Source organism: Desulfovibrio piger ATCC 29098, from assembly GCF_000156375.1.
GTDB classification, from domain to species: Bacteria; Desulfobacterota; Desulfovibrionia; order Desulfovibrionales; family Desulfovibrionaceae; genus Desulfovibrio; species Desulfovibrio piger.
Genome location: NZ_DS996359.1, coordinates 547,437 through 564,571 on the forward strand (window position 1 = coordinate 547,437; position 17,135 = coordinate 564,571).

General features: G+C 63.3%; 16 protein-coding genes. 5 read left to right on the forward strand and 11 right to left on the reverse strand.

Annotation, left to right across the window (positions count from 1 at the left end):
* Positions 1–153: 153 nt before the first annotated feature.
* Positions 154–729 carry a GNAT family N-acetyltransferase gene (locus DESPIG_RS08970; RefSeq protein WP_006007763.1) on the forward strand — a complete coding sequence of 192 codons (576 nt, stop codon included), beginning with the start codon at positions 154–156 and terminating at the stop codon, positions 727–729.
* Positions 730–909: 180 nt separating this feature from the next.
* Here DESPIG_RS08970 and DESPIG_RS08975 read toward each other — a convergent pair whose 3' ends face one another.
* Positions 910–2,133 carry an MFS transporter gene (locus DESPIG_RS08975; protein WP_040369770.1) on the reverse strand — a complete coding sequence of 408 codons (1,224 nt, stop codon included), beginning with the start codon at positions 2,131–2,133 and terminating at the stop codon, positions 910–912.
* A 181-nt stretch (positions 2,134–2,314) separates the two neighbouring features.
* Between DESPIG_RS08975 and DESPIG_RS08980 the strand changes: the two genes are divergently transcribed.
* A complete protein-coding gene (locus DESPIG_RS08980; protein WP_006007772.1) occupies positions 2,315–2,746 on the forward strand; it encodes a MarR family winged helix-turn-helix transcriptional regulator in 432 nt (143 codons plus the stop codon).
* 150 nt (positions 2,747–2,896) lie between these two features.
* On the opposite strand, the gene DESPIG_RS13825 is transcribed toward DESPIG_RS08980, so the two are convergent.
* From DESPIG_RS13825 to hisI, 10 genes are all read right to left on the reverse strand, one after another.
* On the reverse strand, positions 2,897–3,649 hold the full coding sequence (locus DESPIG_RS13825) for a hypothetical protein (RefSeq protein ID WP_006007774.1): 753 nt from the start codon (positions 3,647–3,649) through the stop codon (positions 2,897–2,899).
* Positions 3,650–3,661: 12 nt separating this feature from the next.
* The gene (locus tag DESPIG_RS08985; protein WP_006007775.1) at positions 3,662–4,864 is read right to left on the reverse strand and encodes a bifunctional nucleoside/nucleotide kinase/histidine phosphatase family protein; all 1,203 of its coding nucleotides are present in this window, start codon (positions 4,862–4,864) and stop codon (positions 3,662–3,664) included.
* 82 nt (positions 4,865–4,946) lie between these two features.
* The gene (locus DESPIG_RS08990) at positions 4,947–5,642 is read right to left on the reverse strand and encodes a hypothetical protein (protein WP_040369771.1); all 696 of its coding nucleotides are present in this window, start codon (positions 5,640–5,642) and stop codon (positions 4,947–4,949) included.
* A gap of 658 nt (positions 5,643–6,300) precedes the next feature.
* The gene (tyrS, locus tag DESPIG_RS08995; RefSeq protein ID WP_006007781.1) at positions 6,301–7,500 is read right to left on the reverse strand and encodes a tyrosine--tRNA ligase; all 1,200 of its coding nucleotides are present in this window, start codon (positions 7,498–7,500) and stop codon (positions 6,301–6,303) included.
* 469 nt (positions 7,501–7,969) lie between these two features.
* A complete protein-coding gene (locus DESPIG_RS09000; RefSeq protein WP_006007784.1) occupies positions 7,970–8,698 on the reverse strand; it encodes a hypothetical protein in 729 nt (242 codons plus the stop codon).
* Between the two features lie 2 nt (positions 8,699–8,700).
* The gene (locus DESPIG_RS09005) at positions 8,701–9,963 is read right to left on the reverse strand and encodes a sulfite exporter TauE/SafE family protein (RefSeq protein WP_006007786.1); all 1,263 of its coding nucleotides are present in this window, start codon (positions 9,961–9,963) and stop codon (positions 8,701–8,703) included.
* Positions 9,964–10,141: 178 nt separating this feature from the next.
* On the reverse strand, positions 10,142–10,906 hold the full coding sequence (locus DESPIG_RS09010) for a YkgJ family cysteine cluster protein (protein WP_040369772.1): 765 nt from the start codon (positions 10,904–10,906) through the stop codon (positions 10,142–10,144).
* 390 nt (positions 10,907–11,296) lie between these two features.
* Positions 11,297–11,620, reverse strand: coding sequence for a hypothetical protein (locus DESPIG_RS09015; protein WP_040369774.1), 324 nt, complete (start codon positions 11,618–11,620; stop codon positions 11,297–11,299).
* A 376-nt stretch (positions 11,621–11,996) separates the two neighbouring features.
* On the reverse strand, positions 11,997–12,890 hold the full coding sequence (hisG, locus tag DESPIG_RS09020; protein ID WP_006007790.1) for an ATP phosphoribosyltransferase: 894 nt from the start codon (positions 12,888–12,890) through the stop codon (positions 11,997–11,999).
* Between the two features lie 114 nt (positions 12,891–13,004).
* A complete protein-coding gene (gene hisI, locus DESPIG_RS09025) occupies positions 13,005–13,397 on the reverse strand; it encodes a phosphoribosyl-AMP cyclohydrolase (protein WP_006007791.1) in 393 nt (130 codons plus the stop codon).
* Positions 13,398–13,893: 496 nt separating this feature from the next.
* On the opposite strand from hisI, the gene DESPIG_RS09030 reads away from it, so the two are divergent.
* From DESPIG_RS09030 to DESPIG_RS09040, 3 genes are read left to right on the forward strand one after another with little or no spacing between them, the layout of a single operon-like run.
* Positions 13,894–15,612, forward strand: coding sequence for a DEAD/DEAH box helicase (locus DESPIG_RS09030; protein WP_040369776.1), 1,719 nt, complete (start codon positions 13,894–13,896; stop codon positions 15,610–15,612).
* Positions 15,609–16,076, forward strand: a complete 468-nt coding sequence (locus tag DESPIG_RS09035; RefSeq protein WP_006007794.1) for a hypothetical protein — start codon at positions 15,609–15,611, stop codon at positions 16,074–16,076. Before DESPIG_RS09030 ends, DESPIG_RS09035 begins: the two co-directional genes overlap by 4 nt.
* Before the next feature lie 14 nt (positions 16,077–16,090).
* Complete coding sequence (locus tag DESPIG_RS09040) at positions 16,091–17,002, forward strand: bifunctional riboflavin kinase/FAD synthetase (RefSeq protein ID WP_006007795.1); 912 nt, start codon at positions 16,091–16,093, stop codon at positions 17,000–17,002.
* Positions 17,003–17,135: the final 133 nt, after the last annotated feature.

The window sequence follows — 17,135 nt, forward strand, 5'->3', positions numbered from 1 at the left end:
TCAGGCCTGATGGGGGCTGCTTTGCCCGTCGGAAGGGCGGGCGGATGTTCCCTGTCCCTTCGTTGGACGCTGCCGGTGGGGCCGTCCGGGCTTTTGTCCGTCTTCGGCAGGTACGCATGGTGGAGACGGCAAGGACCCCTGCAAGGAACAAAGATGCAACGAGTGACTTTCAGCGATGCCGGGCCTGCGGACTGGCCGACCCTGCTGTGCCTGTGGTGGCGTAACGTGCGGGCCACGCACGGCTTCGTGGCGGAGGACTATCTGCGGGCCATCGGGGCCGCCTTGCCGGGCGTCTATCTTCCGGCCATGGAGCGCGTGCGTCTGGCCTGGCTGGCGGCCGCTCCCCATGGAGGTACGGGGGATGAGCGCGCGCCGGGAGCGGGGCACGAAGGGCTCCCGTCCGGTACGGCGGCGGTGCCCAATCCCACTGGCGGTCGCCGGCTGGCGGGCTTTCTGGGAAGCGTGGGGCAGCGGGTGGAGATGCTCTTCGTGGAGCCGGGCCTGCGGGGCCGGGGCATCGGTACGGCCTTGCTGGAGGATTTTGCCAGCCGCCATCCCGGGATATGGCTGGACGTCAATGAACAGAACACGGCGGCCCGGGCTTTTTATGCCCGCCGGGGCTTCGAGGTGGTGGGCCGTTCCCCGCTGGACGGGGCGGGGCAGCCGTATCCGCTCCTGCATCTGCGCCGGGTACGGGCCGGGAACGCCGGAACAGGGCACGTATCCTGACGGAACAAGTCTCCCGGGGCTCTCCTTGCCGTACACGGCAGGGCGGCACCCTGCTTTTGCTGTTGCCCGCGCAAGGGCCCGGCGGCAGCGCGGCCGCAGAAAATAGAAACGCCGGGGGGACCCGGCGTTTTGGCATCGTCCGGGAGATTGACGATGCCGTCTCTCTGGGGAAGGAGATATCTATGCGGCGGCCACGCGGCGGCCGTGGAGGACGTAGTACAGCGCCACCGCACCAAGGACCACGAAGGCCAGGGTCTGGTACATGCCGTCATAGCCTGCGGCGGGGATCATGAAACCGAACAGGTAGGGCCCCAGACCGATGCCCAGATCGAAAAAGATGAAGAAGGTCGTGGTGGCCTGGGCAAAGCGGGACTTGGACACCAGCGAAAGCGAGACCGCCTGTCCGGCGGACTGGAAATTGCCGAAGCCCATGCCCAGGATCAGCCCCGCGGCCAGCAGGACCCAGCTGCTGTTGGCATGGGCCATCATGGTCAGGGAAAGGGCTGTCAGCAACAGGGCCGGGTAGAAGATGATGTTTTCGCCGCGCAGGTCGAACAGGCGGCCGGTCAGGGGGCGGGTCACCAGGGCTGCCAGGGCATAGAGCAGGAAGAAAAGGCTGGCCGCACCGGTCAGACCGCGTTCCGCCGCATAGGAGGTCATGAAGGCCTGGATGCAGCCGTAGCTCAGGCAGGTGATGAGCGCCACCAGCGAAAAACGCACCACGCGCGGGTCGATGTAGCTGTTGAGCTCAAGGAAGGGGCGATGGCGGTGGCGCATCTCCGGCAGATTGTGCAGGCCGAAGAAGATGACGATGCAGGCCAGGCCGATACCCAGGCAGGTCTGTGCCAGGATGGTGTAGCTGAAATACTGGGAGATGAGGATGCCCAGGAAGGGGCCCAGGGCCAGCGCAAAGGCCGTGCTCATGCTGAACAGGCTGATGCCCAGACCGTGATGCTGGTGGGGCACCACATAGGCCACGATGGTGCCGGTGGCCGTGCCCATGATGCCCACGCCCATGCCCATGCACAGACGCTGTACGAAAAGCAGGGCCAGGTTGGGGACCCAGAAGAAGGCCGCGATGCTGGCCGAATAGAGCAGCAGCCCGGCAAACAGGATGCCCCGGCAGCCGCACAGGGAAAGCAGGTTGCCGGTCAGGAAGCGGCCGATGAGGCAGCCGATGACCATGATGCCCGCGGTGAGCCCGGCGCTGCTGAGGCTGGCGCCGTAGGTGGCCCGCGCATAGGCCGTGCTGGTGACGAACATCAGGTAGTAGGCCGTCATGACCAGCAGGTTGATGCAGGCGACCACGTTGAAGTTGCGATTGAAGATGGAGCGCAGGGCTTCGCCGGTGCTGGCGGTGCTGCGGTCCTGTGTCCGGGGCCGGGATCTGTGTTGGGTGGGCATAAGGATTCCTGGGCGAAATATCGCCATACCGTTGCGTGTGCAACGATATACGTCCGGCGGCTTTCCCTTGTCAAGCAGAAAACCCGTCCGGAGCAGGAAGCGCTTTTGCCCTTGCAAGGCGTTGCAAGGCTGACTATGACAAAACGACGTATGTGACCTACATCATTTTTCTGGAGCTGTTGTGGAACTGACCTATAAGTGGATCGCGCTGGCCAACCGGCATTACCTCATGTACCTGAACAAGCGTCTTGCTTCGTACGGTCTCAGCGGCAGCCAGTATCTTTTCATCCTGAACATCTGCCGTCAGCCCGGCCTGACCCAGGACAAGCTGCCGGACATCATCCACATCAACAAGAGCAACGTCACCCGTGCCCTGGCCCACCTGGAGAAGCGCGGCTTCATCCGGCGCGAGGTCAATCCGCAGGACAAGCGCACGGCCGCCGTCTTCCCGACGCAGAAGGCCCTGGACGTGTACCCGCACGTGCTGGAGATCATCCGGGGCTGGGACGCCTCGGTGACCAGCCCGCTGACGGAGGACGAGAAGCACACCCTGCAGGCCCTGCTCAAGCGCGTGGTGGCCTCGGCCCACGAGTACCGCAGTACCGAGGGCTAGATAGGCCTTCCATACTGCGTAGGGATTACGCACCTTCATTCTGGCATGCTCTGAATCACTATGACCCGCTCAGATGGCTGAGGGACTTTGAGAAGGATGACCAGCAGGGACCGAAAAGCGGCGCAGACAGATGTCTGCGCCGCTTTTCATTTAACCGACTTTACTTTTGATCAGCGCAATAACTTCTTTGGGAGAAAGGCCAGTTTCTTCCACTACTTTGTTAGCAAATGATTTAGCATTAGGGCGGCAAAGGGACTCAGGGGTGATAAGATGGCGGCATCCTTCCTCAAGCTGTCGCCATGATTGCTTACTTTTTGATCTGCGCTGGCAGATGATTTGCCATGAAAGATCATCCGCCTGTTGTGACTCCCCCCGTTTTTTCTGTCCATATTCAATTATATTGTGCCCTTCGCGGGAGAGGAGAACAGGAGGTCGCCCATCCCTGACAGGGTGGTGCAATTCTCCATCATCTCCGATTTCTTTTCCTGTCACTAGGCAAGTATTTGTAACTTCTCTGCATTCCTTTCGGGCATTTCCCCCAAGAAGGAATCTGTCTGTTGCAGCTGATTCAGCGGATACCCATTGTTTAAGTGCATTCAGGAGAAGTGCAAATACTCGAAAATCTTCAGGGAGCTGTGAGGCCATAGATGGGGGAACAGGCGTTTTCTCCAGAAATTGGCGAACAGCTTCGCTTTCAGATAAGAGCTGAGCGGCTCTCTCTTGAAGCAAGGATCCCACTTCATCAAGAACAGAAGCAAAGACTTCACGTGGAATTTTTAGATTAAGTGCTTCAATTCCTTGCTCATGGATAAGCTCTTTATAATACAGGTAATATTCCTGAAGAAGTTGGTTACGTTCTTCTTTGCTTATGCGTTGTTTGGGCTGGGGTCTGATATAAGCCATGTCTTCTATGTTTTAGTAGCTGATGCGTTCGATGAGCTTGCGGCGGGGCGTGAGCGAGATGTGGTAATACTGGTTTTGCGGCACGTTGGTGTAGGGGATGTCCTCCTCGCGCTGGCGCAGGAACAGCGAGAGGATGACCCGGTTGATGGCCTGATGCCCCACCAGCATCACGGGCAGCTCACCGGCCAGGAACAGGGCCCGCTGCAGGCCGCGTCGCACACGCTCGCGCAGCATGGCGTAGCTTTCGCCGTGCGGGTAGGCGTAGTGGTACTTGTCCGCGTTACGGCCTGCCGTGACCTCGGGCATGGTCTCGCGGATCTCGCTGTAGCACATGCCTTCGCAATCCCCGGCCCAGATCTCGTCGAATTCCTTGAAGGCCATCACGCGGGTCTCGTGCCGCCCGCGCAGCAGGGGCGCCGCGGTCTCGTGCGAGCGCATGCGCGTGGAGGTGAACACCCAGTCCAGCTTCTGGTCGCGCAGGTGCAGGGCCAGGGCCTCGGCCTGCATCCGGCCCTTGGCCGTCAGGGGCGGGTCGCCGCCGATACGGCCCTGCACGTTGTATTCCGTCTGGCCATGCCGCGCCAGGTACAGGCTCTGCACCCACCAGCTGACTACGATCTCGCGGATGGCGGGATAGTAGGGGGAACCTTCGCAGGGCTGTTCCGCCAGGATGCGGCTGGACATGGTGTCCACGCACAGCCAGTACTGTTCCTTGCCCACAGGCTCGTAAATGGCTTCGTAATAGCCGATGCGGCCCACGAAGCTCGCCAGGGCCTCGTCTTCGGTATAGCCCGCATATTCCGGCAATTTGGTCTTGTTGCGGATGCAGGCATTGAGCAGGACGGGGTCTTCATTGACGCATTCCAGAAAGAGCACGGGATGGTCCGTGAGGGTACGCTCGATGAAGGCTCGCCGGGCGCGGCTGACATTGGTGGCATCCAGGATGGCCACGTCCCCTTCCCGGTTCAGCCATTCCCTGGCCCGGATCAGGTTTTGCTGGCAGATCTCCTCACGTATCCTACGGCCCTCGGCATTGTCCGGGGAATAAAACTCCGGCAGGGTGGATTCCGCTCCCAGCAGTTCGCGGCGGACGTCGCCATTGTTGAAGATGGCTGAACGGAAGCCGTCAGCCGCCAGGCCGCCGCAGATGCGCCGGGCCAGACGGGACTTGCCGCGTGCGGGCAGGCCCACCATGACGAGATAGAGCTTGTGCATGTGACTCCTGTGGGGCGTTGTCTGTACGGATATCAAGAACCGTCCGGCCGCGAGAAGAGACAGGGCCGGCCGTCATGCCGGGTCAGCGTGTCGCAGGGGCCGCCTTGGGGGCCGCAAGCTGCTCCAGGGCCTTTTTCAACGGCTTGCCGGGGTGCTTGGCGCACCAGTCCAGCAGGGCGTCGCTTTGGGACGCCATGCTCCCCAGCTCCAGGGGACGATAGGGCCGGTCTTCCTTGAAGGCCTGATAGCCGTCCCACCAGAGGACCAGGGGCAGCCAGTTGTCGCCCAGCTGGCGGAAGCTGCGGCAGGGCTGGGAAAGCTTTTGGCGCGACAGCTTTTCCCGCACCATTTGCCAGCGTTCCGTCAAACGGGACATGGGGGCCGCGGCGCAGGCATCATGCAGGCGTATGGGCAGGCTGGAGGTCCACTGCTCGCCCTGCTGCCAGAGCCGGAAGGGAAGATCCTCCTTGCCGCTGCGGGCCGCCACATAGCCGTCCAGCCATTCCAGCGGCACGTCCAGGCGCAGGCCGCCCCCTGTTTTTTTCCTGTCCACCGCCTGTTCGGCCAGCGGTCGGCAGATCAGGGCTCCCACGCGCAGGTCGCTGTCTTCGGGGCTGCTGCCCAAGATCAGCATCTGGCCGGGCTCCGCTTCCTGTACCGTGATGGTCAGGGGGGACGATATGTTTTTTTGAGGCTGTGCCGCACCTGCAGCAAGGGGGCACAGCAGCATCACCAGCAGACAAACCGCGCACAGCGGGCTCAAAGGCGTGTTTCGCATAATTTTCTCCTGCCGCAGGATAGCATTGCCGGCCGGGGGATTGGAAGCAGCTTTGTGGTGGGGGAAGGGGCGTTTTTTGGGCAAAAACTGCCCCTTCCCCCACACCCCCAACCCCGAAAAAACCTTGTTTGGGTGCGGACGACGGTCTCCGCCGTTGTCCGGAGGGCGGGGACATCCGGGCATGCCGGGAAAAGGGAACAGATGGGTGCCCCTCCGGGAATGAAGGGAGTTTTTGCAAATTGCCGGAGGTTGCGGCGTGTCCTGTCATGGCCACCGGCAAGGGGCAAGGAATGGGGAAAGGCTCCGGGGGCGGACGGCAGGGAAGCAGCGGAGGGCGTTGACGTACCGGCAGGGCGGGCCGCTCCGGATTCAGGGACGGGGGCCGGGCACAAAAAATTTGCCGGAATGGGGAACAATAAGCGGATAGAGACTGTCTGCCCCGGGGCTTGTCCGGCCGTGGATTCGGCTGTGGGGAACCATCCCGCTCTCAAAGGTCGGCCGCTCGGGGAAGGATGTTTTTGCCGGTGAGACAGCGACGGAGACCGGCGCACGGACCGGAGCAAAGTTTTTTGAAGGGGTGGGGGAGCGCGAGGGGGCGGGGGGACTTTTTGTTCACAAAAGTCCCCCCGCCCCCTCGCAAAAAAACAGCTGCGGCAGCTTAGGCCGTGACGGTCAGGCGCAGGAAGCGCTTCTTGCCCAGCTTGATGACGTATTCACCGGCAGCCAGGGGCGACATGGCGTCGTCGCAGCGCTGGCCGTCCACGGACAGGGCGCCTTCCTTGATGAGGCGCTTGGCTTCGCCGCGGCTCTTGACCAGACCGGCGGCTTCCAGGAAGGCGGGCGGAGTGCTGTCGTCGCCCTGGGCGCAGGTGTGGCAGGGGGCGTCATCCGGCACGCCGCCGCTGGCGAAGACGGCATTGAAGCCCTGGCGGGCCTCGTCGGCGTCCTTTTCGCTGTGGTAGCGGCTGACCATCTCGTGGGCCAGCATCTCCTTGGCGGCCTTGGGATGCACGCGGCCCTGGGCCACGTCTTCCTTGAGGGTGGCGATCTCTTCCAGAGACTTGAAGGACAGCAGCTCGTAGTAGCGCCACATGAGTTCGTCGGAGATGGCCATGACCTTGCCGAAGATCTCGGAGGGGGCTTCGTCGATGCCGATGTAGTTGCCGTAGGACTTGGACATCTTGCGCACGCCGTCCAGGCCTTCCAGCAGGGGCATGGTCAGGATGCACTGGCTTTCCATGCCGTAGTGGGCCTGGAGGTTGCGGCCCACCAGCAGGTTGAACTTCTGGTCGGTGCCGCCCATTTCCACGTCGGCCTTGAGGGCCACGGAGTCATAGCCCTGGCAGAGGGGGTAGATGAATTCGTGGATGGAGATGGGGCGCTGCTCACGGAAACGCTTTTCAAAGTCATCGCGTTCCATCATGCGGGCCACGGTATAGCTGGAGGCCAGACGGATGAAGTCCGAGGCGTCCATCTTGCCCAGCCAGTGGGAGTTGAATTCCACGATGGTCTTTTCGGGATCGAGGATCTTGAAGACCTGCTTCTTGTAGGTCTCGGCATTGGCGATGACCTGTTCCTCGGTCAGGGGAGGACGGGTCTCGGAGCGGCCGGTGGGGTCGCCGATGCGGCCGGTGAAGTCACCGATCAGGAAGATGATCTGGTGGCCCAGTTCCTGAAAGTGGCGCATCTTGTGCATGACCACGGTGTGGCCCAGATGCAGGTCAGGAGCGGTGGGGTCAAAGCCCACCTTCACGCGCAGGGGCGTGCCGCGTTCCAGTTTTTTGCGCAGTTCCTTCTCGTCAATCAGTTCCGCCACGCCGCGCTTGATCACGGCCATCTGGCGATCAATATCCATCATCGAACTTGTCCTTGCGTGGAGTTGGCCCGTTACGGGCGTTATCCCGGCAGGATAGCCTCGGTAAAGCGGGGGTGTCAATGTCCCGCAGGGGAAAAGGACGAAAAAGGAAGGCGCGTCCCAGGGAGGAGGGAAAGGGCGTGTCCCGGGCCGGCAAAAGAGGCGACGGGCAGGAGATCCGCGAGGGATGGCGGGAACGGGGAGCAGGCGTCCCGCACGACAGTTATCCTGTCGCTGGGGCAGATCCGTGGAAAAGGGAACGGTCAGCGGCGTGTCTTTGGGGCCAGCGGCGGGGGCGGGTCGGGAACGCCCCCGGATGGGGCGGCAGGCAAGGTAGAAGCGTCGGAAAAGGGGAAATCAGGCTGAGACGGCCATCGTCTGCAAGGGATGCGTCGGCGACAGGAATGAAAAAGGCGCCGACGGTTGCCCGCCGGCGCCTGACGTTGCCCGCCTGGAAAGGCCAGACCGGGAACTAGCCTTCCTGCTTGACCTTGGACTTGGTCATGGCAAGGCCAACGCCTTCAAACAGCTCGAAGATGGCGAAGCCATACCAGAGCGTGTAGATGACGTAGAAGATCAGCATGCCGCTCATGAGCCAGATGTGATCCGACACCTTCACGGGTTCCACGCTGTAGAAGTTGTTGCCGGGTTCCACGGCGCGGCGCAGGACCTGGTCAACGACCTGGGCCTCGGCGATCAGGCGCTGCTTCTGCAGTTCCTTGATGGAGGGGCTCAGCACATACCACCAGGCCGCGGCGGCCTTGAGGGCATGGGTGCCGTCGTAACGGGCGGTCACGGTCTCGGCATCGTTGTGGTACAGGCTGTCGGCGTCGGTGGTGGCGGCGTTCAGCATGGCGGCCAGGTTGCCTTCGTAGGTGACCTTGGCGCCGTCAGCGCTGGCGGTCATGCCGGCCTTGGTCAGCACCTGCACGGCGGTCTCGGCCAGATCGGCCTTCTTCATGGTCACGGTGACCTTGACGTTGACCTTTTCCACGGTCTTCACATGTTCACGCACGCTGGGGATGAAGTAGGAAGAACCCTTGGAAAGTTCGTTGAACACGTTGTCGGCGTACTGGAGGCCGGTCAGGTGGTTGCCCTTTTCGTCACGCATGACGGGGGTGAGCAGCACACAGAACAGGACCAGGAACGAAATCAGCAGGACGGAACCCCGGACAAAGGGGCCTTTTTCATGAATAAGCATAATTAGGCCTCCCCTCTGAGCTTGCCGAGATTAAGGAAGAACTTGCTGAACACCCAGAGGCCGAAGAAGGCGACGACCACCCAGAAGATCACGTTGCCCACTTCTTCGATGATATTCACCACGGACATGGACCAGTCGAGGTATTCCATCTCGACCAGCTTCTTGGGCAGGGTGGCGGCGCGGTTGATGAAACCGGAGATGATGGACACGGCGTAGAAACCGCGGATGTGCACGCCCTTGACGACCTTGGTGGTCAGAGCGCCCACCTGGATGCCCAGCAGGGAACCCAGCAGCATGCCCACGGCCAGGGTGTAGAACACGTAACCGTAAATGGCGTACTGGCCCACGGAAGCCAGACCGGCGGTGAAGATGATCTGCAGGATGTCGGTACCCACGGTGGTCATGGAGGACACACCGAAGATGTACACGAACATGGGGAAGGTCACGAAACCGCCGCCCACACCCATGATGGCGGCCAGCATGCCCACGACCACGCCACCGGCGGCAACGATCCAGCCGGAGATGCGACGGCCACCAGGCACCAGGTCTTCGTCAAAGGTGATCATGGGGGGCACGTTCAGGCTCTGCAGCTTGACGGAAAGGCCGGTCATGCCGGCGGTGCCGCCGTGAGCGTCGCCGCTGTCGGCCTGGGTGCCGCGGGTGGCTTTCAGGAAGTCGAACAGGGCGTAGAAGCCCAGAAAGCCCAGCAGCACGGCGTAGATGGTGCTGATGAACATTTCGGACAGCAGCGGGTCGGCATTGTACAGGCCCTTGTTGATGGCGCCGCCCACGAAGGTACCGGCACCGGAGCCCACCAGGAACGCAATGGCCAGTTTGACGGACACGTTACCGAGCTTTTTGTGGACGGTGGTGCCCATGATGGCCTTGGCGAAGATGTGGAACAGGTCCGTACCGACGGCCAGGATGCCCTTGACGCCCGCGGCCATCAGGGCCGGGGTGATGATGAAGCCGCCACCGGCGCCGATGCAGCCGGTGATGAGGCCGGCCGCCAGACCAACGGCGATGGAGGCCAGGAAAATGGTGGTGGTGTAGAAGGCCGGCGCATACGCGCTTTTGCCGCCCAGCATCTCGTGGGCTTCATAGGCTTCGGCACCGCACACAAGCAGGATGGGCGCGGCCAGGGCCAGCAGGAACAGCATTTTTTTGCGGTTCTTGATGATGGACGTGGAGACTTCCAGGTCCCATTTGGCGTAGGCCTGCGAGCTGCTTAACAGAAATTGATACAGTGATCTGCCAAAACTCATAACTCCTCCCGGTATGTTTGCCGTCAAAAACAGCAAAAAACATGCCATTTGTGCAAAAAATCCCAATCGCAAGCTAACATGCCGTAACCAAAAGAGATACGGAAAACAAAAACAGCCTGCTCCCCTGATGGAAAGCAGGCTGTCAGATGTCAGCTTTTTTTACAGTTGCAAAAAAAAGCTACTTTTTGTTCAAACCTTCACTCTGTCCGAAGATGACCAGCTCCAGCCAGTCCAGAGCAAAGTCCAGCGTGGCTTCGTCGGATTCCATGACGGCCTTCTGGCGCTCTTCAGTGATCTCCACGCGGCGGAAGATGCCCATCTTCTCGATGAGTTCGCGGAACTTGTCCAGCTGATAGAGGCAGAGGATGACCATGGTGGCCATACGCGGTTCCAGCGGCTTTTCCGTGGCCTTGACCATGGCCATCAGGCGCATGTAGCGGTCATTGGCGGCATTGTATTCGTCCAGTTCCTGGCTGGCCAGCCAGGTCTGGGCCGTCCATTCCTTGCCTTCGTCAAAGCCGTGGCAGTGGGGCTCACGCACCAGGAAGAAGCGTTCGTCCACGCCATCGTGGCCCATCTTGGTGCCGCGGCCCAGGGGGTAGAAGCGGCAGGCGCCGGGGCGGTTCTCGTACACGGAGCAGCCGCCGGGCGTCACGAAGGGACAGGGCTCGCCGGGGCCTTCCAGCATGCGCAGCAGGGGCAGGGGGAAGCCCGTATCGGGGAAGGTGCGCATGCGGGTGAAGTCGTTGAGGAAGGCCTCGCTGGGCATATTGTTCATATGACGGCGCAGGCGCAGCACGTCATAGGGGGTCAGGGGCAGGGTCAGTTCCGCACAGCAGCGGTTGAAGCAGGGAACTTCGGGATGGCAGGCAAAGCAGAAGGTCTTGCCCGGTTCCAGCTCGGGCAGGTTTTCCATGAATTCGCGGCTGGCGTCTTTTTCCATGATGCGTTCTCTTGTTGGAAGGTTGTGGGAGCAGGACAGTGCTTGGGAAAAATTTCCCTAATGCGCGCCGTCCTGCTTGCTTGTATCCTCTTCCGGGGTTTGCTGCAAACTTTTTCGTTCCGGAGGAAGGACTGCGGTGCGATGGAAGGGGCTGCGACCTGTCATCAGGGCATGTGCAGCTGCGGCGGGCGGGCATAGGGCAGGCTGCTGCCGTACCGGACTGTCTGGTTCGTCCCTGCCGACTTCGCGGGGGGAGCATGCATTCTAGGCGGGATGAAGGTCAGGTACGCAGAGAGGGATCAGGGATCGTCCTGGAGAGCCGGTACCCTGCCTCGTGTGGAGAAGCGCGGGTCTAAGGCGGCGTGCGCGAGCTTCCTGCGCCGGACGTCCTCAGTCGTGACGGCCCGGACGCCAGGAGCCGTCCCGCTGGATGCGGGGCCGGGGCAGGCGGTGCTGGCCTTCGGGACGCAGGTGGTGCTTGTTGCGGAAGTCGTCGTAGCCCTTGCGTGCGGGATTGCCCTGCCATTGCCGTTGGGCGGGTCGGGGGGAAGGCCGGACGGAGGACGAAGGCTGCCGGGACGGGCCGGTCATGGCGGCCACACTGGTGACGGTGGACGTGAGGGAGCCGCTGTCTGCGGATACCTGTGCGGTAAAGACCGGGGCGGCGCCCAGGAGACAGAGGACGGTCAGCAGGCGGAGGGTCTGGCGATACATGACGGGACCTCGTGGAGGCATACGGTAGGGGAGAGCAAAACTGTCATTGTGCCGGATGCCCCTGTGCCCGGGCGTCCGGTTTTGGGAAAGGATCTGGAGAGCGTCGGGCAAGGCGATATGGCCATGCACCCGAATAACAAAAAAGCGACCTTCTCCCGCAGGAGATGCCGCTACCTATCCTTCCCGGTATCCCCCAACCCCGTATGGCGGGTTTTGGGGAGGGAGGGGGTGTGGGGGAGGGAGCCCCTTTTTGCCGCAAGCAAGCGACCGAAGGCGGCCTGCAAGGGCCGTGCCCGTTGCGACGAAGGAAGCTACGGGCATCGACAGCAGAGATAAGGGCTCCCTCCCCCACGGATATCCTTTCAAATGATCCCTGCTAGATGACCTTGTTCAGGGCGTATTCGATGATGCCTTCGGCCCCGGCTTCGCGCAGGCGGGGAATGAGGTCACGCACCACGTCGATGTTGACCACGGTTTCCACCGAGAGCCAGGCCTCGTCGCGCAGGGGCGAGACCGTGGGCGAGTTCAGGGAGGGCAGCATCTCGAGGATGGCGTCCAGATTGGAGGCCGGGGCGTTCATCTTGATGGCCACCAGACTTTCAGCGCGCAGGGCGCCCTGCAGGAGCAGGGTCAGCTGGTCGATCTTGGCGCGCTTGCGCGGATCGGCCCAGGCTTCCTTGTTGGCGATGATGACCGGGTAGGAACACATCACTTCGTCGATGATGCGCAGGCCGTGGGCCCGGATGGTGGTGCCGGTCTCGGTCACTTCCACGATACCGTCGGCCAGGCCTTCCACGACCTTGGCTTCCGTGGCGCCCCAGGAATAGAAGACGTTCACGTCCACGCCCACGCGCTTGAAGTAATTGCGGGTCAGGCCTTCCAGCTCGGTGGCGATGCGTTTGCCGGCCAGATCCTGCGGGCACTGGTAGGGGGAGTCACCGGCCACGGCCAGCACCCAGCGGCAGGGACGGTTGGACGTCTTGGAGTAGACCAGATCCGCCACATGCACCACCTTGTCTTCATGACCGCCTTCGGTGAGCCAGTCCAGGCCGGTGATGCCCACGTCCAGGATGCCCGCGGCGATGTAGCCGCCGATCTCCTGCACGCGGCACAGCGAGGCCGTGATCTCGGGGTCGTTGATGTCCGGGAAATAGTTGCGCGTATGCTTGCGGATCTTCCAGCCGGCGCGCTCGAAAAGGTTGATGGTGGCGTCTTCCAGCGAGCCCTTGGGCACGCCCAGTTTAAGGATGGCCTGCGATTCTTCGCTCATCGTGTCTACTCCGGCAGGCGAAAGGCCTGCTGCTGTGTTGTTTGGGCCATGCGCCGCATGGCTCCTTCCCAGAGACGGGCCCGAAGGCCCGAAAAAAGCATCGTGCGGTCCCGGCTATTTGGTGCCGTAGACCTTCTGGGGATCGAAGACCACGGGGGAGCACTCGCGCACCACGCCGTTGTCCCATTCCCGGTAAAAGCAGGAACGCCGCCCCGTATGGCAGGCCGCGCCGCCGATCTGCTCGATCTTGAGCAGCACGGTGTCGTTGTCGCAGTCCAGGCGGATGGAAAGCACCTTCTGCACGTTCCCGGACGTGCCGCCCTTGTGCCAGAGTTCCTTGCGGCTGCGGCTCCAGTAGTGGGCCTCGCCGGTTTCCAGGGTACGTTTCCAGGCTTCTTCATTCATATAGGCCAGCATGAGCACTTCGCCCGTGGCCGCGTCCTGCGCGATGGCGGGGACCAGTCCCTTGGAGAAATCGGGACCGAAATCCGGCTGTAGTTGCGCCATGGCTCCCTCCGAATCAAAAAAACATGCTCCGGAGCTCCCGTCCGTACGGCGGGCGCGCCGGTGAGGCCTTTCAGGCTAGCCGCATTCTTGCCCGGACGCAAGCGGCGCCCCGCATCCGGCGGCCTTTTTTCACAGTCTGTCCGCTGCCGGTGACAGACCGGCGACGCCAGGGTGACAAGAGCCGCGCCCCGCATTTTTTGCCGCCCCTGTGTACGGGGTGCCTCGTGCTCCACCTGCCGGGAAAGCCGGAGGGGGCTTTCCACCGGCAACAGCGGGCGGGGCCCCGGTGTCCGGCATGAACCGCGCTCCGACCGGTTCCTCTGACATCGGGAAGGGCTTTATAGTCCGTGCCGTGCCCGCCGCGGGAGGGTCCCGGCGGCGCCTTGCGCATGGGCGCCGCTTGTGGCAATTTAATGCGTTTCCGATATCCAAAGAATAACCCATCCGCATCGGCGGCAGACGGGGTCCCCCGGCCGCCATGCGTCAGAGAGCTATCATGTCCGACATCACCGATCCTACCTGCCCCGCCTCCGCCGGAGAGGCCGCGCAGGAACAGGCCGCCCCTGCGGCCGAACTTTCCACCCCCGGCGCTTCCCTTGAGAATTTTTCCGTGGCCGAGCCCGAGAACGCCCTGCCGCGCGCCACGCTGGAGACCCTGCCCGAGACCATCGCCGCCGCCTGCGGCCGTGCGGGCTGGACGTCCCTGATGCCCGTGCAGTCCCTGGCCTTGCCGTACCTGCTGGAAGGCCGCGACATCATGGTGCAGTCCCGTACCGGCAGCGGCAAGACCGGCTGTTACCTGTTGCCCCTGGTGCCGCGTCTGGATCCCGAACTGCACGCCGTCCAGGCCCTGATCCTGGTGCCCACCCGCGAGCTGGCCGTGCAGGTGGAGCACGAGGCGCGCACCCTGTTCGAAGGCACGGGCATCCGCCCCGTGGCCGTCTATGGCGGCGTGGGCTACAAGAAGCAGATGGACGCCCTGCGTGACGGGGCCCAGCTGGTGGTGGGCACGCCCGGCCGCGTGCTGGACCATCTGCTGCGCCGCACCCTCTCGCTGGAGGATCTGGACGTCCTGGTCTTCGATGAGGCCGACCGCATGCTGTCCATCGGTTTCTACCCCGACATGAAGGAAGTGCAGCGCTACCTGCCGCGCCGCCGCATCCACACCAGCATGTTCTCGGCCACCTACCCGCCGCACGTGCTCAAGCTGGCCGGGGAATTTTTGACCGAGCCTTCCATGCTTTCCCTCTCGCAGAAGGAAGTGCATGTGGCCGAAGTGCAGCATCTGTTCTGCCAGAGCCGCCCCATGGACAAGGACCGCGTGTTGGTGCGTCTGCTGGAGACCGAGAACCCGGCATCGGCCATCATCTTCTGCAACACCAAGGCCAACGTCCATTACATCACCGGCGTGCTGCAGGGCTTTGGCTACAATGCCGACGAGCTGTCGGCCGACCTTTCCCAGGCCCGTCGCGAGGCCGTGCTGGACAAGATCCGCCAGGGCAGCCTGCAATATCTGGTGGCCACGGACGTGGCCGCGCGCGGCATCGACATCCCGGCCCTGTCCCACGTCTTCCTCTATGAGCCCCCGGAAGACCACGAAAGCTACATCCACCGTGCCGGCCGTACGGGCCGTGCCGGGGCCGCCGGGACGGTCATCTCGCTGGTGGACATCATGCAGCGCATGGAGCTGGAGCGCATCGCCCGACATTACAAGATCGCCCTGCGCGAGATCCCCGCGCCCACGGACGAGGACGTGGCCGTGGTGGCCGGTGCGCGCGTGACCACCCTGCTGGAGAGCCGTTTCCGCAAGCTGACCGGTCTGGAAAAGATGCGCGTGGCCCGTTATGCGCCGTTGGTGCGCGAACTGGCCTCCCAGGCCGAGGACGACGAGAACGGCCTGCTGCTGGCCATGCTGGTGGACGCCGCCTATCAGGAGAGTCTGGGCCATGTGCAGCAGCTGCCCGAAGGCCGCAGCGAGTCTTCCCGTCGTGGTGAGGGCGAAGGCCGGGGCCGCAAGCGTTCCTCCCGTCGTCGCCGCGATCGCGGGGACAAGAGCGCCGAGGCCGCTGCGCCTGCCGCCGAGGCCGTCGCGGAAGCCGCGCCCGCGGCGGATGCCGGGGATGCTCCCGCCTCTGCCGAAGGGGAGGGCACGACCAAGCGCCGCCGTCGCCGCCGTCGCCGCAAGCCCGCGACTGAAGGTCAGGCGGAGGCATGAGCAGCCTGATGGCCGTCCGTGCCGATGCGGTACAGGAGGCCCTGGACAACTTCCCCGTCCTGCTCCTCGACCTGGATGCGGGACGGGCCCTGCACATCCTCGGCATCGGCCGTCTGCAGTTCCGGCGTCGCGCCCGGCTGCTGGCGGAGTGGCGCGGCCTGTGCATGGCCCTGTGGCGCCTGGCCCTGCAGCGCTCCTTCCCTGACCATGCCGAGGCCATGTTCCGGCAGTTCCGGGAGAGCTTCGGCCAGAGCCATACGGACAAGACCTCGGCCCTGGCCCTGGAGCGTGCCCCGGCCTACTGGGAGGTGCTGGCAGAGCGGGGCGACGCGGATTTCCGTCCCGTGTCCCGCTTCCTGGCCGCTGTCTTTTTCGAGGACGAGGCCCGCGCACAGGCCATGGCCCTGCGCCTGATGCTGCATGTGCGGCAGACCTATCAATCCATTTTCGAGCGTCTTATCTGAGCAACTGGATCATCATGGAAACTTCCCCTTCCGCGTCCCCCCGCGCCACGGCCGTCACCATCGGCAATTTCGACGGCGTGCATCAGGGCCATCAGGTCCTCATCCGCCGTGCGCTGACCTACAGCCAGCAGTTCGGCCTGGATTGCGTGGTCATCACCTTCTGGCCGCATCCGCGCGTGCTCTTCGGCAAGCCGCATCAGCCCTTGACCAGCCGGGCCGCCCGCATGCGCCTGCTGCAGGGCCTGGGCGATCTGCGCGTGCTGGAGCTGCCCTTCACCCATGAGCTGGCCGCGCTGTCGCCCGAGGAGTTCGTCCGGCAGCACCTGCTGCCGCTGCGGCTCAAACATCTGGTCATCGGGCATGATTTCACGCTGGGGCGCGGCCGCAGCGGTCAGCCTGATGTGCTCCGCTCCCTGGGCGAAAAGTACGGCTTTGACGTGGACCAGCTGCCGCCGGTGGAAGTGGGCGGGCATGTGGTCAGCTCCACCTGCCTGCGCGAGCTCATCGGCAAGGGCGACGTGGCCACGGCCGCCAGCCTGCTGGGCCATGCCTACGGCTGTGAGGGCCTGGTGGTGCACGGCGAAGGCCGCGGTACCGGCCTGGGCTTCCCCACGGCCAACATCGCCATCCCGGACACCATGCTGCCCGCGCCGGGCGTCTACGCCACCCGCGTGGTGGTGCCGCACCTGGGCAGGACCCTGCAGGCCGTGACCAACATCGGCCGCAAGCCCACCTTTGGGGACTACGGCCTGAGCATCGAGAGCTTCCTGCTGGATACGGACCTGAACCTTTACGGCAATGAGCTGCGCCTGGATTTCGTGGCCCGCCTGCGCGACGAGAAGCGCTTCGAGTCCGCCGATGCCCTGGTGGCCCAGATCCGTACCGACGTGGCCCGGGCCCGCGACCTGCTGACCATGTATTTCTGATGATGCTCGACCGGCATCCGTGCCGGCTGTATCCGCACTATGACGGCGCGCAGTGATGGCAATCACTGCGCGTTTTTGTATGAAAAGAAAACCTCCCGCTAGGCGGGAGGTTCAAAAAAGCTTAAAGCTATGA